The 21124-nt window shown below is 51.5% G+C and carries 19 protein-coding genes and 2 tRNA genes; 19 read left to right on the top strand and 2 right to left on the bottom strand.

Annotated features, from left to right (window positions below; translation table 11 throughout):
- The first annotated feature begins 298 nt into the window (after positions 1–298).
- From LKH74_RS09455 to whiA, 6 genes are all read left to right on the top strand, one after another.
- Positions 299–844 carry an HdeD family acid-resistance protein gene (locus tag LKH74_RS09455; RefSeq protein WP_135367445.1) on the top strand — a complete coding sequence of 182 codons (546 nt, stop codon included), beginning with the start codon at positions 299–301 and terminating at the stop codon, positions 842–844.
- A 376-nt stretch (positions 845–1220) separates the two neighbouring features.
- On the top strand, positions 1221–2240 hold the full coding sequence (locus tag LKH74_RS09460; protein WP_287708365.1) for a DUF6287 domain-containing protein: 1020 nt from the start codon (positions 1221–1223) through the stop codon (positions 2238–2240).
- A 167-nt stretch (positions 2241–2407) separates the two neighbouring features.
- The gene (locus tag LKH74_RS09465; protein ID WP_287708364.1) at positions 2408–4057 is read left to right on the top strand and encodes an FAD-dependent oxidoreductase; all 1650 of its coding nucleotides are present in this window, start codon (positions 2408–2410) and stop codon (positions 4055–4057) included.
- A 385-nt stretch (positions 4058–4442) separates the two neighbouring features.
- On the top strand, positions 4443–5327 hold the full coding sequence (gene rapZ / locus LKH74_RS09470) for an RNase adapter RapZ (protein WP_135367442.1): 885 nt from the start codon (positions 4443–4445) through the stop codon (positions 5325–5327).
- The gene (locus LKH74_RS09475) at positions 5324–6337 is read left to right on the top strand and encodes a gluconeogenesis factor YvcK family protein (RefSeq protein WP_135367441.1); all 1014 of its coding nucleotides are present in this window, start codon (positions 5324–5326) and stop codon (positions 6335–6337) included. Before rapZ ends, LKH74_RS09475 begins: the two co-directional genes overlap by 4 nt.
- A gap of 2 nt (positions 6338–6339) precedes the next feature.
- Positions 6340–7278, top strand: a complete 939-nt coding sequence (whiA, locus tag LKH74_RS09480) for a DNA-binding protein WhiA (RefSeq protein WP_135367440.1) — start codon at positions 6340–6342, stop codon at positions 7276–7278.
- 168 nt (positions 7279–7446) lie between these two features.
- Here whiA and clpP read toward each other — a convergent pair whose 3' ends face one another.
- Positions 7447–8043 carry an ATP-dependent Clp endopeptidase proteolytic subunit ClpP gene (gene clpP, locus LKH74_RS09485; protein WP_043022142.1) on the bottom strand — a complete coding sequence of 199 codons (597 nt, stop codon included), beginning with the start codon at positions 8041–8043 and terminating at the stop codon, positions 7447–7449.
- A 445-nt stretch (positions 8044–8488) separates the two neighbouring features.
- Between clpP and LKH74_RS09490 the strand changes: the two genes are divergently transcribed.
- From LKH74_RS09490 to LKH74_RS09500, 3 genes are all read left to right on the top strand, one after another.
- Positions 8489–8935 (top strand): LytTR family DNA-binding domain-containing protein, encoded by a 447-nt coding sequence (locus tag LKH74_RS09490; RefSeq protein WP_287708362.1) that lies wholly within the window; start codon positions 8489–8491, stop codon positions 8933–8935.
- 5 nt (positions 8936–8940) lie between these two features.
- Positions 8941–9684, top strand: coding sequence for a LiaF transmembrane domain-containing protein (locus tag LKH74_RS09495; protein WP_135367438.1), 744 nt, complete (start codon positions 8941–8943; stop codon positions 9682–9684).
- An 86-nt stretch (positions 9685–9770) separates the two neighbouring features.
- Positions 9771–9842, top strand: a tRNA-Arg gene (locus tag LKH74_RS09500).
- A gap of 178 nt (positions 9843–10020) precedes the next feature.
- On the opposite strand, the gene LKH74_RS09505 is transcribed toward LKH74_RS09500, so the two are convergent.
- The gene (locus LKH74_RS09505; RefSeq protein WP_135367437.1) at positions 10021–10620 is read right to left on the bottom strand and encodes an ECF transporter S component; all 600 of its coding nucleotides are present in this window, start codon (positions 10618–10620) and stop codon (positions 10021–10023) included.
- Positions 10621–10750: 130 nt separating this feature from the next.
- Here LKH74_RS09505 and LKH74_RS09510 point away from each other — a divergent pair.
- The 10 genes from LKH74_RS09510 (at position 10751) to LKH74_RS09555 (ending at position 21113) form a co-directional block, all read left to right on the top strand.
- Positions 10751–10822: transfer RNA gene (locus tag LKH74_RS09510), tRNA-Arg, on the top strand.
- A gap of 416 nt (positions 10823–11238) precedes the next feature.
- Complete coding sequence (locus LKH74_RS09515) at positions 11239–12267, top strand: sugar-binding transcriptional regulator (RefSeq protein WP_287708361.1); 1029 nt, start codon at positions 11239–11241, stop codon at positions 12265–12267.
- 68 nt (positions 12268–12335) lie between these two features.
- Complete coding sequence (gene gap, locus LKH74_RS09520; RefSeq protein ID WP_135367435.1) at positions 12336–13346, top strand: type I glyceraldehyde-3-phosphate dehydrogenase; 1011 nt, start codon at positions 12336–12338, stop codon at positions 13344–13346.
- 169 nt (positions 13347–13515) lie between these two features.
- Positions 13516–14718 carry a phosphoglycerate kinase gene (locus LKH74_RS09525; RefSeq protein WP_125575691.1) on the top strand — a complete coding sequence of 401 codons (1203 nt, stop codon included), beginning with the start codon at positions 13516–13518 and terminating at the stop codon, positions 14716–14718.
- Between the two features lie 143 nt (positions 14719–14861).
- Positions 14862–15620 (top strand): triose-phosphate isomerase, encoded by a 759-nt coding sequence (tpiA, locus tag LKH74_RS09530; RefSeq protein ID WP_287708359.1) that lies wholly within the window; start codon positions 14862–14864, stop codon positions 15618–15620.
- Between the two features lie 107 nt (positions 15621–15727).
- Positions 15728–17047: a phosphopyruvate hydratase gene (eno, locus tag LKH74_RS09535; protein WP_125575693.1), complete on the top strand. Its 1320-nt coding sequence runs from the start codon at positions 15728–15730 to the stop codon at positions 17045–17047.
- 115 nt (positions 17048–17162) lie between these two features.
- Positions 17163–18335, top strand: a complete 1173-nt coding sequence (locus tag LKH74_RS09540) for an LPXTG cell wall anchor domain-containing protein (protein WP_287708358.1) — start codon at positions 17163–17165, stop codon at positions 18333–18335.
- 61 nt (positions 18336–18396) lie between these two features.
- Positions 18397–19953, top strand: a complete 1557-nt coding sequence (locus LKH74_RS09545) for a ClC family H(+)/Cl(-) exchange transporter (RefSeq protein ID WP_287708357.1) — start codon at positions 18397–18399, stop codon at positions 19951–19953.
- Between the two features lie 95 nt (positions 19954–20048).
- The gene (gene secG, locus LKH74_RS09550; protein WP_125575696.1) at positions 20049–20285 is read left to right on the top strand and encodes a preprotein translocase subunit SecG; all 237 of its coding nucleotides are present in this window, start codon (positions 20049–20051) and stop codon (positions 20283–20285) included.
- 84 nt (positions 20286–20369) lie between these two features.
- Positions 20370–21113, top strand: a complete 744-nt coding sequence (locus LKH74_RS09555) for an alpha/beta hydrolase (RefSeq protein WP_135367431.1) — start codon at positions 20370–20372, stop codon at positions 21111–21113.
- Positions 21114–21124 lie beyond the last annotated feature (11 nt).

Consider the following 21124-nt stretch of genomic DNA (forward strand, 5'->3'; position numbering starts at 1 on the left):
TGTAAATTTAGCGGCGAATGCCTACCTGCGGGTGAGGTTCGCCGCTTTTTTGTGGGCGAATCGAATTGGTAATTAAAAGTGGCTAAGCCAATTACCGGTGTCAGCAAGGGAGCCCACAGCGAACCGACGCATTTGGGTAGAGTCTAGTCATAAAAATGACCCAGAACGGTGGTAGCGTTGGCCGGACACGGTTTAATGGTCCTGTAATTGAGCCCCGAACTTGTCGCGGGGCTGAAAAACCAGTACAATGGTTGAAAACCAGTCAGCACATGGCTGGTGTTGTGAGGAGATTTTGCCAATGTTTAATATGAATCGTGCCCGTTGGGGATTTGACTGGGGCGAGTTCATTCTCGGCATCCTGTTTATCGTTGCCGCGGTTGGACTGCTGCGCTCCCCGAAAATTGGCCTAACTGGGTTAGCCATTATTTTTGCGTTCATGGCCCTCTTGAGTGGGTTGACCACGATTGCCGGGTATAAGAAATTGCATGATGCGACGGGGATCCGAGCGAACTTTGCACTGGTCTTTGGGATTTTAGATATCCTGATTGCCGTCGTGTTCTTCTTTGACATGAACAGTGCCATTGTCACTCTGGGTTATTTGTTCGCGCTGTGGTTCATCTTTGATTCCATAGAACGACTGCTAGTTGCCAGTCATTTACGCGACTTTGGTGGGCTGTGGTTCTGGCTGTCCGTCATCTTGGACGTCGTCAGCTTGGTCATCGGAATTATGCTCTTCATCCATCCGGTGGCAGCCGCGCTATCCCTGAACGTCTTGATTGCGTTCTTCTTTATCGTTTTTGGCGTCAACGCCATTTGGATTGCGATTGCGCGCAGTCGGTCATAATTAAGAAATTTGTAGCAGCTGTGGCTCATGTCATGGCTGTTTTTTTGTTGGGAAAATTGTAGGTGCCTCTCTGGAACCATCTTTTAGAAGGAGTAGCGAATATTGATACTTTTCTATTTCGTGAAATTGGAAAATAAATAATTGTAAGTGTCTGGCGTAAACTGGGGCTATTAGCGATAAAAATCTTAGTAAATAGTCATTTCCTTATGCTGAAAATTTATTAAATAATATTAACGTTTTACCAATTGACCATCATCCTTTGGTTTAGTATGCTGGTAATACGCATGTAACGTTCTTCAGTTACGTCAAGGGGAAGCTTGCCGACTAGTCAGTTCGTTAAATAAGCACGATGAACGTGCGTCTGAGGAGAAAGATGATGAAGAGAAGGTATCTGATGATCGTATCTTTGCTAGTCCTGACGATTGTGATGGTGGGGTGCGGGGCGACGGCGGAAAACCAGAAAGTAGTCGGACCAGCTAGGTCTTATGAGGCCAAGGTCGCTGCCATCAACCGGCAGGCTAAGGCCATTAAACAGGCGCATTCCGTTCCCGAACAAGTTGCGGCCTTAAAGAAGCTTGAGCATGCGGCCGCCGACTACTACCGGCGTAAGCAAAAGTCCCAGCAAGTGACGCTGGTCTATCAAAACACGGTGAAAGACATCAAGCAGCTAATTCAAACGGAGAATTTGCAGCGGCTAAAACGCCAAAGCCCTGCCAAATTGGATCAAGAAACCTCAACCGATTTAGCCAGAAAAAATACCGCACTCAAAGACCTTAAGGCTGAACTGGTCTCCCAAGAGGGGGTAGTTTATACCGCACCGGCCTTAAAACGGCTCATTGTTCGGATCGATAAGCAGCTTCTAAAGAATCAAGCTCAGGCCAAGGCCCATGGTGAGGGGCAACGAAAGTCGGTAGTAGGTAAATCTGCGAAAACAGCCACTGGCGTGCAGACGATGAACCTTCACCAAATCAAGGCGGGTGATTACACTTCGCTGATGGGTTCCTGGAAAGAAGTGGGGGAAGGTTTTAATGCGTCGGATGGCAAGGGGCCGCGGTGGTCTAAGCCATCAGGAAGAAAGTTAACTGTTTCAAAGACATCATTGCGTGATGGGTCAATTGCCCTTCGTACGGCCAGAAATGGTCGGACGACACTTACCGAAGACGATACTTCCGGAAAGACTGTTGAGAAACCGGGTAAGATTATATTTCAAGAGGGTGATGATCTTATCCGGGGTGATGTGCTCGAACTGAGTGGGAATGTAGGGGTAAATTGCTGGTCGATAGACTTTTTACCTAAAGGCTCATCTATCAAGGATTGGCCAGCTAATATTAGCCCTAGTAAGGAACATATTGAGATGGGCCATCCGCATTTTTGGGAAGTTTTTGAACGGGAGTAATTAGAAAAGTGAGCTACAGCAAGGCGATGATCGAGGCCTGCTTCATTGACCACAGAAAGTGTTGCCCAGAAAGTTAATTTGCCGGGTAAATTAGTTGCGTCATACCGGGACCGGTATATACTGAATGGCATAACGTTCTAGAAGCGGATCATGGAAGGAGCTTAGTCATGAAAGTTGTGATTGTAGGGGGCGTCGCGGGCGGCATGTCTGCGGCCACGCGGTTACGCCGGCTAGACGAAACGGCTGAGATCATCGTGTTGGAGCAAGGGCCCTATGTGTCGTTTGCCAACTGCGGGTTACCATACTATTTGAGCGGTGAAATTCAGGACCGCGCTGATTTGATTGTTCAGACACCGGCCAAACTCAAGCAACGGTTCAATATCGACGTGCGGGTCAATCAACGGGTCACTGCGGTGGTGCCCGACCAGCATCAACTCAGTGTCCAGGTCGCCGGGCAAACGGTTACGGAGAGCTACGACAAGCTCATCTTAGCACCCGGAGCCGTGCCGGTGGTCCCGGATCTTCCCGGACTGGCAACGGCGCCCAACGTGAGCGTCTTGCGCAACATTCCGGATTTGGACCGCTTGATGGCGAAATTAAGCACGACGGGGGCCCGGACCGTGACACTGGTCGGCGGTGGCTTCATCAGCCTAGAAATGGCGGAGGCCTTGCGCCGGCGGGGGTTAACCGTCACAATCGTGGAACAGGCAAGCCACGTCTTGCCGCCACTGGATGAAGAAATGGCGGCGGGCATCCAACACACCTTGACGCAACAGGGGGTGCGGGTCATCACAGGGCAGGCTGTGGCTAGCGTCCGCGATAATGGTCGAACGTTAGTCTTAGCCGACGAGACGCAAGTTCAAACGGACCAAATCGTCTTAGCCGTGGGTGTCCGGCCAGCGACAGACTTTTTGGCAACCAGCGGCATTCACCTGGGCTTGCGCGGTGGCATTGAAGTGGATGAGACGTATCAAACCAGCGCGCCGGACGTCTATGCCGTGGGGGATGCCATCGTGGTTCGTAATCAGGTCAGTGGACAACCAGCGCTGATTTCCCTGGCCTCACCCGCCAATCGGCAAGGGCGACAAGTCGCCGATAATCTCATTGGCTTGCCGCATCACAACCGCGGCAGTGTGGGGACCGCCATTGTGCGCGTCTTTGATACGGCGGCTACCATGACGGGGTTAAATGAGGCCGCCTTACAGGCCCAACAGCTGCCCTATAAGGCGGCCCATTACCGCGGCAGTGACCACGCCGATTACTTTCCAGGGGCGCAATCCTTGCTGCTAAAACTGCTGTTTAACCCGCAATCCGGGGAGCTTTACGGTGCCCAGGCGGTGGGGCACGGCGTCGACAAACGCATCGACGTGTTGGCGACCGCCATCAAGGGTCACCTGACCGTCGCAGATTTGCCAGAATTGGAATTGAGTTATGCGCCGCCATTTGGTTCAGCCAAGGATCCCGTGAATTTGGTGGGGGAGATGGCGCAAAACATCATGGATGGGCTCTCTGACAACCGCCAGTGGCACGAATTGAAAGCCGCTGAAGTGGCGGGACGGCAACTCTTAGATGTGCGCAATCCCACGGAATTAGCAGCTGGCCGGTTTCCCATGGCCATCAACATCCCGCTGGACCAGTTACGCGACCGGCTCAGTGAACTCGATCCCCAGCAACCGTACATCGTCAGCTGTCAAAGTGGGCACCGGAGCTACGTGGCCGAACGCATCTTAAAGCAACACGGCTTCGATGTGGTCAACCTGGATGGCGGTTTTGCCCTGTACCAAACGGTCCGTCCGGATGAGGTGCTGGATGACTAGGGCAATCTAATGGCGCGGTAGAGTAACAGAAGTTGCGGATCAAGGCTGTTCTTTGACTTGGATTGGCGCTCATAAAAATTGGGTGCGCCGGGGCCAGCAGCAATCTGGGGTGTTGAGAAATGCCCCGTCATAGGTACCAACGAAATTCGCTGATCATTGGTGAGCGCTTGACGGCAATCTTTAGGATTTCTTAACAAATTGCCGGTGTCCGTTCACCGTCAACCCCACTGCCATCCGGTAACGCCGAAGGTCTAGAAGCCTCAGTGAGCAAATTTAACGGTCAAACCGACCAAAATTGACTAAATTTAAGAGAATTGTTAGGAAAAGAAACACCCGGTGTGTTATACTGCTTAAAGATTGTTTTCGAAAGGAGCAGAGGAGAGCCATGACTGAAGATATTCGGCTGGTGATCATTACCGGGATGAGTGGTGCCGGTAAGACGGTCGCCATGCAAAGTTTTGAAGATTTAGGCTACTTTTGTATTGATAATATGCCGCCTTCGCTGCTGCCAAAATTTTGGGACCTGGTCCGCGAGTCCGGTAAGCTGACCAAGATCGCCCTCGTGATTGACCTGCGTTCGCGGGCCTTTTACGATGAAATCGTGCGGATGCTGAATGACGTGGCGGTCCACGGTACCATGAATGCTCAGGTACTGTTCTTGGATGCCTCTGACGAAGAATTGGTGTCACGGTACAAAGAGACGCGGCGTTCCCATCCGCTGGCCCGCAACGGTCGGGTGATGGAAGGGATTCAACGGGAACGGAAATTGCTGTCACCGATTCGTCAAGCGGCGCAATTGGTGATCGATACCACCAATCTCAGTCCGCGGAAGTTGCGAGAAGAGATTTTCCACAACTACGAAACGGAAACGACAAATTCCTTTCATATCGAGGTCATGTCCTTTGGGTTTAAGTACGGTCTGCCCATCGATGCCGACATCGTGATGGACGTGCGGTTCTTACCGAACCCGTACTACTTGCCAGAGTTGCGGGAACAAACCGGTTTGGACCAACCCGTCTACGATTACGTGATGAAGCAACCGCAGACCGAAGAGTTCTACCAACAATTTTTAGGCCTGCTACAGACCATCGTGCCTGGCTACAAAAAAGAGGGCAAGTCGAGTCTGACGATTGCCATCGGCTGTACCGGCGGTCAACACCGTTCGGTCGCGCTCACGCAACGCCTCGGCAAGGCCCTGGGGGACAGTTATCCGGTCCACGTGACCCATCGTGACATCAACAAGCGAAAGGAGTCTGCCAATCGATCATGAGAGAGCTAAATAATAGCCGCCGCCCGAAAATCGTGGTCATTGGCGGTGGCACCGGACTCCCGGTCATCTTACGTAACTTGCGCGACCAAGACGTCGATATTACGGCGGTGGTCACGGTTGCTGATGACGGGGGCTCTTCCGGCATCATTCGGCATTACGTTAACGTGGTGCCGCCTGGTGATATTCGCAACGTCATGGTGGCGCTGGCGGAAGTCCCAGACATTTATAAAGACTTGTTCCAGTACCGGTTTGAAACGACGGATGATTTCTTTGCGGGTCACGCGATTGGCAATCTGATCATTGCCGCCTTGTCGGAAATGAAGGGCGGTATTTTTGATGCGGTTCAAGAGTTGTCGCAGCTGATGCGGGTCAACGGCCACATTTATCCGGCGGCCGATGAACCGTTGGAGTTGCACGCGCAATTTGCGGATGGCAGTACCCTGAGTGGCGAGTCGGAAATCACGGCCGCCCACAAGCTGATCAAACGGGTGTGGGTCGAAACCAGTGACCATCACCAGCAGCCACAAGCCGTTCAACCGGTGATCGACGCCATCATGAACGCCGACCAAATCGTCTTGGGACCGGGGAGCTTATTTACCAGCATCCTGCCCAATCTGATGATTGAAAGCGTCGGCAAAGCGGTCAAGGAGACGACGGCGGAGGTCGTGTACATCTGCAATATCATGACGCAAAAGGGTGAAACGGAAAACTTCACCGACGCTGATCACGTGCGCGTGTTGAATCAGCACTTAAACACGAACTTTATTGATACGGTCTTGGTCAACACGCGCAAGGTGCCCGACCAATACATTGATTACCAACGCTGGGACGAAATGTCTCAACCGGTGCGACATGACTTTCAGGGACTCCGAAATCAGGGGTGCCGGGTCATTTCGACCGACTTTTTACAATTACGTGATAACGGGGCGTTCCACAACGGGCAAGAGGTCGTGCATGAACTCTTGAACCTGATTGGGCAGCCACGTTATCGGATGAAACGGAGGCCTTAACGGTGTCATATGCCAGTGAAGTCAAAAAAGAATTAACCACCCTGGAAGTTCATCGGGATAATGCCAAGGCGGAATTGGTTGCCTTGATTCGGATGAACGGCGCCTTAGGGTTGGCCAATCATCACTTCGTCTTGAACGTGCAGACGGAAAATCCGGCAATTGCCCGGCGGATGTACCAGTTGCTCAAGCAATTCTACGATTTGGAAAGTGAATTGTTGGTGCGGCGCAAGATGAAACTCAAGAAAAATAACCTGTACATTGTGCGGGTCAAGACTGGTGTGACGGAAGTCTTATCCGACCTGGGCATCTTTGACGGGATGCAGCTGTTGGAATCTGTCCCGGCTGAGATCTTAAACGATGACATGCGGGTTCGTTCCTATTTGCGGGGGGCCTTTTTGGCCGGCGGGTCCGTCAACAATCCCGAAACCAGCCGCTACCACTTGGAAATTTACTCCCTATACGAGGAGCATAACCAGATGATTGCGGAAATGATGAATCGCTACGACCTAAACGCCCGGACCATCGTGCGCCGGAGTGGCTACATCACGTACTTGAAGGGGGCAGAAAAGATTGCCGACTTCTTGTCCTTGATTGGCGCTACCACGGCCATGTTGCGGTTCGAAGACGTCCGCATCATGCGCGACATGCGTAACTCAGTCAACCGGCTGGTGAACTGTGAAAACGCCAACCTGGATAAGGTTGCCAACGCTTCAACGCGACAAATCGATAACATTCAGTTTATCGCGGCCACGGTCGGCTTAGGCCAACTGCCAACCAAGTTGCGCGAGGTCGCCGAAGCCCGGATGGCGCACCAAGAAGTGAGCCTAAAGGAATTGGGCGATCTGGTTCCCGGTGGTCCCATTTCCAAGTCCGGTATCAATCACCGTTTACGGAAAATCAATGACTACGCTAAACAGCTTCGTGAAGAAGCCACGGCGTAAAGCAAAAACGACGCTCAGCTATTGGTGCTGGGCGCCGTTTTTTTAAGGCGAGATGACCAGATAGGGATTCATTGCGCGTGCGGGTGAACCAGCAGTATGGCTACCCCCAGCTTTAAACAAAAAATAACACCAACCCAAGCTGGGCTGGTGCTATTTTTAATGCGAGGCTTACTTCTTTTGTTCGCTACTGTTGGTCATGATGTGGTCGATCAAACCATAATCAACGGCTTCTTGCGCACTCAAGTAGTTGTCCCGTTCAGTGTCTTGGTTCAGACGTTCAACGGGTTGACCTGAGTTTTCAGCCAAAATCTTGTTGATCAATTCACGCGTCTTCAAGATTTCACGCGCGGCAATTTCAATTTCAGTTTGTTGCCCTTGGGCACCACCGGATGGTTGGTGAATCATGACTTGGGCGTGTGGCAATGCAAAACGCTTGCCCTTAGTCCCGGATGAAGCCAAGACACTGGCCATGGAAGCTGCCATCCCTAACGTAATCGTTTGTACGTCGGATTGGATGAAGTTCATGGTATCGTAAATGGCCAAGCCGGAAGAAACCACACCACCTGGTGAGTTGATGTACAGCGAAATGTCCTTAGTGGAGTCTTGAGCGTCCAAGAAGAGCAGTTGCGCAATGATGGCGTTTGCCATGTCATCTTCGATTGGGCCAGATAACATAATAATCCGGTCTTTTAAGAGTCGTGAATAGATATCATAGGCCCGTTCGCCACGGGATGATTGTTCAATAACTGTTGGTACTAAATTCATGACTAGATAGCCTCCCTTATTAACTATTGAATGGCTAGCGTTTCGCTAACATGTTGTTAGTGTACCGCTATGGTCAAAGTAGGTCAAACAATATGACTTACCATTTAGACCAGAACCGATTAACTAAAACCATCATAACAGAGTTTGGCCAAACGTCACGTATTCTGTCAGTCGACTGGGGGGAGTGCTGAGTCAGTGAACGCTGTGAGCAGGGGGAAGCGTTTTTTAATAAGGGACTGGCCCGGCCACCGCGTGCCACGCCCCGAGTGGGCGAACGGCAGGCGGCCAACGCCAATCCGGTGATTGGATACGTTTCATCCGGTCAGAAGGGACGCTCACCCAACTTAATCGACCGCTTACGCCAGTTAGCTGACCAGTCACGTCATCGATATTTATTTTTGGCGGTGGGTATGGTTTACTTAAAACAACGAAAGGGGGTGGCGATTTGAAAGTCCACGTGGTAATTGATGAAACGGCGGTCGAGCCGGACGTGACCATTCGTGCGGCAGCCAATACGGACGTGAGCCAGTTGGTGGCGGCACTAGAGGCGGCGACCACGGCGGCAAAACGCTTAACGTTGCGCCAGCGTGGGCAAAGCTTTCAGGTGGTGGTCGGTGACATTTTATTTCTAGAGGCGGCGGATCATCAGGTCATGGTCCACACGGCCGACGACGTTTACGTGACGCGGCAACCCTTGTACGAACTGGCCGACGCGTTGCCCACGACCTTCCAACGGGCTTCCAAATCCGCCATCCTCAATCGTGACCAGATCCTATCGCTGACCAAGTCCGTCACGGGGAATTTGGTCAAATTTCAGAAATCACACAAACAACTTTACGTGTCGCGGCGCTACTATAAGGCGCTTAAAGAGGCACTAGAACGAGAGGGGTAAGTCTTATGTATCGAAATTGGTTTTGGGGTGTCTTCCTGGTTTTGGCGGCCGGTATTTTAATTACCAGCCAACTGGGCATCTTCACCTACCACATTGGTTTTTGGACGTTGTTGTTGGCGATGTTCTTGGTGGCGGCCTTCGTGGAAAGTCTGATTCACCTGGCCACAGGCGGGATGGTCTTCTCACTGGCCTTTCTGGCGATTATCTTCGCTAAGCCGCTGGGAATCGCTGCTTTGGCACCGTGGACGATTCTGGGGGCCGCGGTCCTGCTGACGGCGGGGCTGTCGCTGATCATTAAGCCGCGGTGGCGCTGGCACCATCACGGCCCACGGGTCATTGTCAACGGCCAGGACTGGCATCAGCATAAGTGGCACGACCACGACTGGGAAGAAGAGGACGTGCAAGACTTAGATGAGTCCGAAATTTTGGTCGACGTCAACATGAGTAGCAGCATTCGCTACCTACAGTCGCTGGATTTCAAACGCGCCGTGATCAAAGTCAACATGGGCAATGCCAAGGTCTACTTTGACAACGTTACGGTCAATCCGGACGGGGCCGACATCGTGATCGATGATTCCTTCGGTGGAACGGAACTGTTTATTCCCAAGCATTGGAACGTGCACCACAACATCAACACTGGCTTTGGTGCCATCGAAGAAAAGGGGACCGCTAAGCCCGACCCAACGGCGCCCCGGGTCTCGATTCACGGTAATGTGTCCTTTGGCGGGGTCACGCTGATTTACGTTTAATCAGGAAGAAATTTGCAACGACCCCTTGAATTTATATTCAGCATCAGGTATAGTAATTAGGTGCTCAAAAATACTGATGCTGATAGGCGCCCGTAGTGTAATGGATCGCACGTAAGATTCCGGTTCTTGAAATGGGGGTTCGATTCCCTCCGGGCGCATCAGATGGTCGTAACCGTTCGTGGTTGCGGCTTTTTTCGTCCAAAAAATGCGTTCACCAGGTTCGGGAACGCATGCGTTTAGTGATTAGATTGTGAGCGGGTCCGGCCAGACAGTGATCGTCATCTAGGCTGAACTGGTTGTTATTGAGATAGTATGGCGACCCGTTGTTAAGCAAAACTAAGCCTTGAGCCGATCCCAGCGGTTACGCAGGGGACGGGCAATCAGCGGTGCCACCAGCACATCCAAGATCAGTTCGGGAATCCCGTTGGTCAGCAGCGAAATCATCAAGACGTAGCCCAGCGTTTGATTGCCCTTGGCGCCAAACGCGGTAGCCACGGCTGGCGTCTGGTAGAAGAAAAAGACCAAGCCGAGGACTAACAAGGTGTTGACCAACGCGGCACAACCCGCGGCGACTTGCATGGCCCGGCGCTGGGACCACTGGCGGTGACGACCCCAGGTGTATAGCCCACCAGCTACCAGCCCCATGAGTAAGCGTGGCAGGATGGAAATCAACGGGTTGGTAAAGATCAGCGGGGCGACCGGACTAGACGGCCAGGTGAAGGCCCGAACGAAGGTGATCAGCCCCCAAAAGCCACCAATCACCATGCCATCCTTGGGGCCCAAGGCGGTCCCAGCCACGATGACCGTTAGACCAATTAGGGTCATGCTGAAGGGCCCGAGGGGGATGTAGCCGAGAAACGGAATGATATTTTGCAATAAAATAATCGCCATTAATAATGCGTCAACGACCAGGCGAAAAGTCTTGTGTCGCGTCATTGCGAAAACCTCCAGGAAAAGTTAATGCCGTCATTATAGCATGAATTCCGGGAGAAAAATGCCAAACTACCTTGTATTTTTATTCAAAATCAGTTATAGTAGTCAAGGTGTTGTTCATAACAATTTTTATGCGCCCGTAGTGTAATGGATCGCACGTAAGATTCCGGTTCTTGAAATGGGGGTTCGATTCCCTCCGGGCGCATCAAATAAAAGCAAAAAAGTCGTCGTCCACGGGTTACCGTGTGACGGCGATTTTTTTGCACCTGGGACAACTCCCGGATCGTTCGTATCACTTGTACCTAGCTGAAGCGTGCGCCAAAAGGTAGCCTTAATACTTGCTGTCTAATCGCCTGTCCCACTCGCGATTTTTTGCGCGCCACACTGGATTGCTCCCCAGTGGCCACGCAATCCGGTGTGGCCAGCGGTCAAAATTTTTGCGTTTCTTCTATTGTAAGGGCTTACATAAATTAACGGTCTGAATTACTTGCTAAAGGGCGAGCATGGGCTTATACTATTAATCGTAAAAGGTTGGCTCTGGTTGGCCTTAAATTTTTTGACCAGGGTGGGCGTTTATCAGCCACCATAGGTCGATTATCGTCCCACTAGGAGGTAAGCAGGATGCATGAAGATTGGCAGTGGGTAGATGCGATTATGCCCCAGATGGTCGGAAAACTGACCAGCCGCTTCCGTGTTCTGCAGGGCGTTGCCCGCCTCCAGCCCGTGGGTCGGCGGACGCTAGCGACGAAGCTGGCGTGTTCCGAGCGCACGGTGCGGACGACCACGGATGCCTTGGCAGACTTGGGCTTTATCCAAATGTCTGTCCGGGGGATGCAGATCACGGCCGCTGGTCAACGGGTCCTGCGCGGCCTAACGCCAGTCATGAATGACTTAGCCGGCCGGCAGCAGCAGGAACGTGAACTGGCACAACGCTTGGGCATTGCCCACTGTACGATTGTGCCGGGGGACAGTACCGCAGCAAACGGTTCGCTCGATGGTTTGGCCCAGGCGGCCGGGCAGGTCTTGATGGACCAGATGCCTGGTGGTCATAGCACGGTCGCCGTCATGGGCGGTCACACGCTAGCCACGGTAGCGGACGCCTTGACGCCTGCCTTGGCTGCAAACCGGGACCTGTTATTCGTTCCGGCGCGTGGTGGGGTCGGTGAGTCGCCGGCCATTCAGGCCAACACGGTGGCGGCCACCATGGCCGAACACACCAACAGCGCGTTTCGGCAGTTGTACGTGCCGGAGCAGCTGAACAGTGCCACCTACAAATCGTTATTTGCGGAACCAGCGATCCACGAAGTGTTACAACTGATTGCGCAAAGCAACGTGGTCATTCACGGTATCGGTCAGGCCTTTGTCATGGCCGAGCGGCGCCACATGGATCCGCACGTGATTGCCGATTTATCGGCAGCACACGCCGTGGGTGAGGCCTTTGGTTATTTCTACGATGACCAGGGCCACGTCGTCAGCAAGTTCCCCCGTATTGGGTTGGAAATTGGCGACTTAGCCGCTAAACAATTAGTCATCGCCGTTGCTGGCGGTGCCGAGAAGGGGGCTGCGATTGCGGCTTACATGCGTTTAGCGCCAGCACAGACTTGGTTAATTACCGATGAAGGTGCTGCTGACTTTGTTTTAAAAAAGTGATACAATGAACATGTATTGCTTTTTAAAAAAATTATCTTTGTTTGCTTCCTGAAGGAGGAAATCACAGTATGACTGTAAAGATTGGTATTAATGGTTTCGGACGTATCGGCCGTTTGGCTTTCAAGCGGATTCACGAACTCCACTCAAGTGACATCGAAGTTGTTGCCATCAACGATTTGACGACACCTTCAATGTTAGCTTACCTGTTGAAGTATGACTCAACTCATGGCCGTTTCCCTGGCGAAGTTTCCGCTACGGACAAGGGCATCGTGGTTGACGGTAAGGAATACCCTGTTTACGCTGAACCAAAGGCTCAAGACATTCCTTGGGTTAAGAACGACGGTGTTGACTTCGTCCTCGAATGTACCGGTTTCTACACTTCCGAAGAAAAGGCTCACGCCCACATCGATGCTGGTGTTAAGCGGGTATTAGTATCTGCTCCAGCCGGTGCCGTTACGACGGTTGTTCCTGGCGTTAACTTGGATGTCTTAAGCAAGGACGATGTCATCGTTTCTGCTGGTTCTTGCACCACGAACTGCTTGGCACCAATGGCTTACTTCATGAACAAGGAATTCGGTATCAAGGCTGGTACGATGACCACGATTCATGCCTTCACTGCTACCCAACAAATCTTGGATGGCCCTCGCGGCAAGAAGATGCGGAACAACCGTACTGCCAGTGTTAACACGATTCCTCACTCAACTGGTGCCGCTAAGGCTATCGGTTTGGTTATCCCTGACTTGAAGGGTAAGTTACAAGGCCATGCACAACGTGTACCTTTGACTGACGGTTCTTTGACTGAATTAGTCACTGTTCTGGACAAGAAGGTTACTGCTGACGAAATCAACGACGCTATGAAGAAGCACACTGAAGGTAACGAAGCCTTCGGTTACAACGCCGATGAAATCGTTTCTTCAGACATCGTCGATGACGATCACGGTTCTGTCTTTGACCCAACCCAAACTGAAGTTACGACTAACGGTGACACCCAACTTGTCAAGACTGTTGCTTGGTACGACAACGAATGGGGCTTCACTTGCAACATGGTTCGGACGTTATTGCACTTCGCAACTCTCTAATCCGACAGTTGTAACAGCTTTTAAATAGACTCACGAACGCGGCGGAGGGAGGAATTTCTTCGCTGCGTTTTTTGTAAAAATTTGCATAAGTCCTTTGAAATTCAAAGGTAAGTGCTGTATATTGTGAAAGTAATCTTTTAATAGATATTACTCAAGGAGGATTTCAGAATTGGCTAAATTAACAGTTTCTGATTTAGACTTAAAGGGCAAAAAAGTCCTGATGCGGGTCGACTTTAACGTCCCAATCAAAGACGGTGTGATTGGTAACGATAACCGTATCGTTGCGGCATTACCAACGATCAAGTACGTAATCGAACATGGTGGCAAGGCCATCCTCTTATCTCACTTAGGTCGGATCAAGAAGGAAGACGACAAGCCGGGCCTGTCCATGCGTCCAGTCGCAGAACGTCTGTCCAACTTGTTAAACAAGCCAGTTACGTTCGTCCCAACGACGGAAGGCAAGCAGCTTGAAGACGCCATTGACGGTTTGAATGACGGCGATGTTTTGGTTATGGAAAACACCCGTTACGAAGATGTCAAAGACGGCGAATACGTTAAGCGTGAATCCGGTAACGACCCTGAATTGGGCAAGTACTGGGCTTCATTGGGTGACGTCTTCGTTAACGATGCCTTTGGGACGGCTCACCGTTCTCACGCATCTAACGCCGGGATCGCTGCCAACATGGCCCAAACGGCTGCTGGCTTCTTGATGGAAAAGGAAATCAAGTTTATCGGTGGTGCCGTTGACAACCCTGAACACCCATTCGTTGCCATCTTGGGTGGTGCCAAGGTTTCCGACAAGATCGGTGTGATCGACAACCTGTTAGCCAAGGCTGACAAGATCCTTATCGGTGGTGGGATGACTTACACGTTCTACGCTGCTAAGGGCATCAAGATTGGGAACTCCCTGGTTGAAAAAGACAAGATTGACTTAGCTAAGGAAATCTTGGACAAGGCCGGCGACAAGTTAGTCTTGCCAGTGGACTCCGTTGTTGCTGAAAAGTTTGACAACGATGCACCTCACAAGACGGTCGAAGGCGACGTGCCGGATGGCTACATGGCCTTAGATATCGGGCCAAAGTCCATTGCCGAATTTGAAGACGTTTTGAAGTCTGCTAAGACGGTTGTTTGGAACGGCCCAATGGGTGTCTTTGAAATGAGCAACTACGCCGAAGGAACCTTGGAAATCGGTAAGTTCTTAGGGACTTTGACCGAAGCCAAGACGATTGTCGGTGGTGGTGACTCAACTGCCGCTGTGCAACAATTAGGTGTGGCTGACAAGTTGTCCCACATTTCTACTGGTGGTGGCGCTTCTCTGGAATACCTCGAAGGGAAGACCTTACCAGGAATTGCCGCAATTTCTGATAAGTAAATTTGTAAAGGGCTGTGGTGGTTGTCATCACAGCTTTTTATGGTCAAGTTTATCGATCGGTAAGGGTTTTCGCTGGCTTATCTAGCGGGAATTCGGTAAGATGATGAACGTAGTCAATTTATTTTTAGAAAGGGTGGATTAGGTTGCGGATACCACTCATTGCTGGGAACTGGAAAATGAACAAAACGGTAACGGAAGCGCGCAGTTTCGTGGAAGCTGTGCAGGGGAAATTACCGGCTGCGGACGTCGTGGAAACGGCGATTGCCGCACCAGCGTTATTTTTACAGACCATGTTAGATGCCAACCGGGAAAATATTCTGCGGATTGGCGCTGAGGCTTGTTACTACGAAGACGAGGGTGCCTATACGGGAGAAACCAGCCCCAAGGCCCTGCACGCGATGGGAATTCCTTACACCATCGTGGGCCACTCCGAACGGCGCCGTTACTTCAACGAGACCGACGATGTCATTAACCGAAAAGTCCAAGCGGTTTTTCGCAATGGCATGACGCCCATCGTTTGTTGTGACGAAACCATGGGGCGGCGCGAGTCCGGTGAGAAGATTCACTGGGTCGTCAATCAAGTTACAGCGGCCCTCAAGGGTGTCAGTTCTGCTGACGCTGCCAAGGTCGTCATTGCTTATGAACCAAGCTGGGCGATTGGCAGTGGGACCTCTGCTTCGACGGACCAAGCCGAAGAAGGGTGTTACCTGATCCGCCAGACGTTGGCTGACATCTATTCGGATGAATTAGCCAACGGCGTGCGAATTTTGTATGGTGGCAGTGTGAAACCCGACAACATTGTCGGCCTGATGGCCAAGGATAATGTTGACGGCGTCCTCGCTGGCGGGTCCAGTTTAGATGAAAACTCTTTCATTAAGCTGGCGAACTATCAAAATTTGTAATTCGGGCAAAATATAATTGAAAGTTCAATGGTAAACTTATAGAATGAAACATGGGATTGTTGTTTGTTCCCGTGAAGCCAAACACTCATAAGGAGAGAATACAAAAAATGTCTATTATTTCTGATATTTACGCACGCGAAGTCTTAGATTCTCGTGGTAACCCAACTGTCGAAGTTGAACTTTACACTGAAGCCGGGGCAATGGGCCGGGGAATCGTTCCTTCTGGTGCCTCAACCGGTGAACACGAAGCCGTTGAACTTCGTGATGGCGACAAGAGTCGTTTCATGGGTAAGGGTGTTACTAAGGCTGTTGACAACGTAAACAACATCATCGCCAAGGAAATCGTTGGCTACGATGTTACCGACCAACGTGCCATTGACCAAGCCATGATCGACTTGGACGGTACGCCAAACAAGGGTAAGTTAGGTGCTAACGCCATCTTGGGTGTTTCCTTAGCTGCTGCCCGGGCCGCTGCTGACGAATTGGGCCAACCTTTGTACAACTACTTAGGCGGGTTCAATGGTCACGTCCTTCCTACGCCAATGATGAACGTCATCAACGGTGGGAAGCACGCCAACAACAAGGTTGATTTCCAAGAATTCATGATCATGCCTGTTGGTGCCAAGACCGTCAAGGAAGCTATCCGGATGGGTTCAGAAACGTTCCACAACTTGAAGAACTTGTTGAACGAAAAGGGCTACTCCACTGCCGTTGGTGATGAAGGTGGGTTTGCACCTGACTTGAAGAACAACGAAGAACCATTCGAAATCTTAGTTGAAGCCATCAAGAACGCCGGCTACGTACCTGGTAAGGACGTTGCTATCGCCTTTGACTGTGCCTCATCAGAATTCTACAACGCTGACACCAAGAAGTACGAACTTAAGGGTGACGGCAAGGAATACACTGCTGAAGAATTTGTTAGCTTGCTGGAAAGCATCGTTGACAAGTACCCAGTTGTTTCCATCGAAGATCCTCTGGATGAAAACGAATGGGAAGACTGGCAAATGGCTACTGAACGCTTGGGCAAGAAGGTTCAAATCGTTGGTGACGACTTGTTCGTTACGAACACGGACTACTTGGCTAAGGGGATCAAGATGGGCGTTGCCAACTCTATCTTAATCAAGTTGAACCAAATCGGGACTTTGACTGAAACTGTTGAAGCCGTTGAAATGGCTAAGCAAGCTGGTTACACGGCCGTTATCTCTCACCGTTCTGGTGAAACTGAAGACACGACGATCGCTGACTTGGTTGTGGCCTTAAACGCTGGCCAAATCAAGACTGGTTCAATGAGCCGTGGCGAACGGATCGCTAAGTACAACCAATTAATGCGGATCGAAGACCAATTAGGTAAGACTTCCGAATACAAGGGGATTCACTCCTTCTACAACTTGAACGAAGACGCACGTTTGGCCATCGTTAACAAGTAATTAAATGTGAATACTGAGAAGCAGGTCCAGTGATGGGCTTGCTTCTTTTTTTTCGGAAAAATAAAATTTTCGGCCATTTTCTACGGAGTTGATTGAAAACGAGGGGGAATGGACGATGAAAATTTTGAAGCATGTGCGCATAGTTGTATTGGTAATGACGGGCGTTTCTTTGGGGATGGGGTCGGTTTCGGCTTTGGCTTCTGGAGATGTTATCCCGCAACCATCCGCCAATGTTAGCGTACAACACGTCATTCGTGGAATTGATGAGGATGGAGTATATAGAGAGACTAACTGGTATAGAAGACAACAGTCAGTTAGGCCAGGGGATCCAATTTTGGCATTAACTGAACTTATTGCGTTTAAATTCAATGGAAGTAATTATCCGGATAAGGCACCATTGGCAGGAGTGAAGGTAAACTATGACGGAAGAAGTGTATCGGCAACTGTTGATCTACATTTTGTAAACTTGGAGGGCGTTTTAGTTAGTACAAGACAAGCAGGTGGAAAATTGACTTTGGGTGGTGTTGCTGACCTAACACCTCCAAAAGGATACGAATTAGTTGACTCCAAACAACAGAATCAGATTGTGTTAATGCCTAAGGAACGTCGCCAAATCGTAGTCAAACCTGTGCCTGAGGTAAATTCAAGTGTGCAGAAGCCGAGTCATCCTGCACTACCATCGAAGCCAGACTTGCCTCAACCACAACCGGGTAAGCCATATCCAGCGCCTGGCGGCGACCGACCACAGCCGACAGATCCAACACCAGCAGTTCCTAATCCACAGCCAGCGCCGAATCCGGCAAAGCCACAACCAAGCAAGCCGACGCTGCCAACTGCACCAACACCTCAGCCACAACCAAGCAAGCCGGCGCTACCAACCCAACCGGTCATTTCACACCCGGCACCACCAGCGAGTCCAACTAACCCAACGCACCAGTCGCTGACCACCAACCTGCCAGCCGTCACCAAACCACGGCCATGGGCGCATCATTCGGCGGTAGACTTGTGGGAGGCGGCGCCGGATACCGCAGCCGACACGGCCACTACACCGTCTCAGGCGACCGCTCACCCGCACACCAGCCCAGCGACCGGCTATCATCACCAGGCGGCCCATACGGCTAATCAGCCCTCAGCGGCGCCAGCTCCGGCCAAGTCACCAGCCAAAGCGTCGTCAGCTGCTAAACGTCTGCCCCAAACCAACGATCGTTCCAACTGGCCGGCCGTTGTTATCGGCAGTCTGCTCCTCAGTTTTACCGGAATTTGGCGTAACCGGCGAATTCATCAGTAGGTCTGTGCCAAACTGTGCTACACTGGTATTTAGACTTTAAAAACTGTGGAGGAATCGCCTAATGAAACGAAAGCAACGGACCCAACATGATTTTACCCGACTCAGCGCCATCTTCTTTGGAAGTATCGTGGGGTTATTGGCCGGGGCCGTCGTGAGCACATTTCGGTTAGCTATCGAACATTTACTCAAATTGATGCAAAGCCTATACGGCTGGTTTGGCCAAAATCCGCTGTGGCTGATTCCCTGGGCCTTGTTGCTGGTGGCCATCGCGGTCTTGATTGGGCATTGGACCAAGCAAACACCGATGATCAAGGGCTCGGGGATTCCCCAGGTCGAAGGCCAGCTGGCTGGTGAACTGGATTACGCCTGGTGGCCGGTCCTGTGGAAGAAATTTGTCAGTGGCATCCTGGGCATTGGCGCCGGGCTGTTCTTAGGCCGGGAAGGACCGTCGATTCAATTGGGCGGGACTGTCGCTCAAGGGGTCGCTGAAGGCTTCCGGTTCAAGGGAAGCCAACGCCGCTTATTGATTGCCGGTGGGGCGGCTGCCGGGCTGTCAGCGGCCTTCAACGCACCCATCGCTTCGACCCTCTTCATCCTAGAAGAGGTTTATCATAATTTCTCGACGTTGGTTTGGCTGACGTCATTGACCAGCGCTGTGGTGGCTAATTTCGTGTCTAACGAAGTCTTTGGCCTGACCCCAGTGCTGCACATTACTTATCAAAGCGCGCTGCCATTGCGCTACTATGGGCTATTATTGCTGCTAGGTATCGGACTAGGTTTACTGGGGTACGTCTATCAATGGGCGACCTTGAACGGGGCCAGCTGGTACGCTAAAATCACTTGGTTGCCAAAACACCTGGACGGCATCATCCCATTTCTGTTGGTCATCCCGATTGGCCTGTTGTGGCCCGTCGCCTTGGGCGGTGGGAACGGCATGATCGTGCTGTTTGCCAAGCATACACCGCTACTGTTGCCGTTGATCGGCTACTTTATCTTGCGGTTCTGCTTTTCGACCATCAGCTATAGCTCCGGGCTTCCCGGGGGCATCTTCTTGCCGATTCTGGCGTTGGGGGCCTTACTGGGCGCCATTGGGGCACGACTCTTCGTGGCCGTGGGCTGGTTGCCACAAATTTACGTGGCGAACCTGATCATCTACGCCATGGCCGGCTACTTTGCGGGGATTTCCAAGGCGCCATTTACCGCGATCCTGTTGATTACGGAAATGGTCGGGACCTTGCATCACCTGATGCCGCTGGCTGTCGTTGCCATCGTAGCCTACATCACGGTCGACGTGCTGGGTGGCGCGCCAATCTATGAAGCCATGCTGGAACAGATGGTCAAGCCCGCCCAAGCCAAGGACGTGGGGCCGACCGACCGAATCGAATTTGCGGTCAACGAGGGCACCGACCTGGTCGGCAAGCAGGTGCGCGACATTGTGTGGCCAACCGGGTCATTACTGGTGAGCGTTCGCCGCGGTGAGCGCGCCGTGATTCCTCATGGTGACACCATCTTGCGTGCCGGTGACATGTTGGTGATTTTTACCTACCAAAATAATCGTGCTTACGTCCGCCAACAGCTTACCCACTTAAACGATTCTTCGGGGCAATTGCCCGATTAGGTGAGCGGGGGGCTGGTAAAAAGTGGCCGACTATGATAAATTGGTAAGGTATAGTTAGACCTATTAGACCTATTCGATAGGTAGGAGGCAAATTCGTGTATAACTTTTTAATGACCTGTATCTTAATTGTCGCTGTGTTGATCATCATCGCAGTCATGATGCAACCAGCCAAAACGAACGACGCATTATCCGCTTTATCTGGTGGTGCGGATGATTTATTTGCTAAGGCCAAGCCCCGTGGGTTTGAAGCTTTCATGCAAAAGGTCACAGTCGTTTTAGGCGCCCTGTTCTTTGGGCTGGCAATGGCTTTAGTTTATCTATCTTCACACTAGAGTAAAATGTAGGCCCTCCTGTTTTTCGGTACAGGGGGCTTTTTTACAGAATAATGTTAATATTGCGGAAAGTGGTGGTTTTACATGATTCGAAAACCAGCCCCGCTCTTCTTTGAAGAGGGGCCTAACGCAGTGATCTTACTGCACGCTTATTCCGGAAGTTCCAATGACATGCGCATCCTGGCGCGGCGCTTACAGAGCGAAAATTACACGGTGCTGGCGCCCATTTTTACTGGCCACGCGACCGGAGACCCCGCCGATATTTTGCGGTTAGGGTCGCCCAAGCAGTGGTGGCAGGATACGCAAGCCGCCATTGCCAAGTTACGGCAAAGTGGCTATCAGCGGATCGCCATCTTTGGTTTGTCGCTCGGCGGGCTCTTTGCGACCCGGGCCCTGCAGGAATACCCAGAGTTGTTGGGTGGTGGGACGATTGCCTCCCCCGTCATCTTCCGGGGACAGACCAACGTACCGGCGTCGTTCATTCAAATGGCGCAGGCAACTTACCGGGAGCAAAACATTACTGGCGCTGACCAAGCGCAACGGGTGGCCTGGTTAAAGGACCACTTGGATGCCCAACTGACGGCGATTCAAGCGTTTACGGACACGACAGCGACCCATTTAGACCGGATCAAGCAACGCGTCTTCATTGCCCAAGGGGACCAAGATCGCATGATTGACCCCCGTTCGGGTCAGTGGCTAGCGGACGCTTATCCAGCTAATCAAACAGATTTTCATGAGTACGCCGGTGCCGGGCACGTCTTGACGGTCAATTCGGCGCACCACGACTTAGAAACGGACATTTTAGCTTATCTCCAAACAATCTTTTAAATAACGAGGAA

This window comes from Levilactobacillus sp., assembly GCF_022646225.1.
Lineage (GTDB): Bacteria > Bacillota > Bacilli > Lactobacillales > Lactobacillaceae > Levilactobacillus > Levilactobacillus suantsaiihabitans.

Bases quoted from the DNA above. Each gene is read 5' to 3' on its own strand.
- gap (WP_135367435.1), top strand. From the start codon at position 12,336: ATGACTGTAAAGATTGGTATTAATGGTTTCGGACGTATCGGCCGTTTG.
- LKH74_RS09555 (WP_135367431.1), top strand. From the start codon at position 20,370: ATGATTCGAAAACCAGCCCCGCTCTTCTTTGAAGAGGGGCCTAACGCA.
- clpP (WP_043022142.1), bottom strand. From the start codon at position 8,043: ATGAATTTAGTACCAACAGTTATTGAACAATCATCCCGTGGCGAACGG.
- LKH74_RS09540 (WP_287708358.1), top strand. From the start codon at position 17,163: ATGAAAATTTTGAAGCATGTGCGCATAGTTGTATTGGTAATGACGGGC.
- LKH74_RS09460 (WP_287708365.1), top strand. From the start codon at position 1,221: ATGAAGAGAAGGTATCTGATGATCGTATCTTTGCTAGTCCTGACGATT.
- eno (WP_125575693.1), top strand. From the start codon at position 15,728: ATGTCTATTATTTCTGATATTTACGCACGCGAAGTCTTAGATTCTCGT.
- LKH74_RS09505 (WP_135367437.1), bottom strand. From the start codon at position 10,620: ATGACGCGACACAAGACTTTTCGCCTGGTCGTTGACGCATTATTAATG.
- LKH74_RS09495 (WP_135367438.1), top strand. From the start codon at position 8,941: ATGTATCGAAATTGGTTTTGGGGTGTCTTCCTGGTTTTGGCGGCCGGT.
- LKH74_RS09515 (WP_287708361.1), top strand. From the start codon at position 11,239: ATGCATGAAGATTGGCAGTGGGTAGATGCGATTATGCCCCAGATGGTC.
- rapZ (WP_135367442.1), top strand. From the start codon at position 4,443: ATGACTGAAGATATTCGGCTGGTGATCATTACCGGGATGAGTGGTGCC.
- LKH74_RS09545 (WP_287708357.1), top strand. From the start codon at position 18,397: ATGAAACGAAAGCAACGGACCCAACATGATTTTACCCGACTCAGCGCC.
- LKH74_RS09475 (WP_135367441.1), top strand. From the start codon at position 5,324: ATGAGAGAGCTAAATAATAGCCGCCGCCCGAAAATCGTGGTCATTGGC.
- LKH74_RS09465 (WP_287708364.1), top strand. From the start codon at position 2,408: ATGAAAGTTGTGATTGTAGGGGGCGTCGCGGGCGGCATGTCTGCGGCC.
- LKH74_RS09455 (WP_135367445.1), top strand. From the start codon at position 299: ATGTTTAATATGAATCGTGCCCGTTGGGGATTTGACTGGGGCGAGTTC.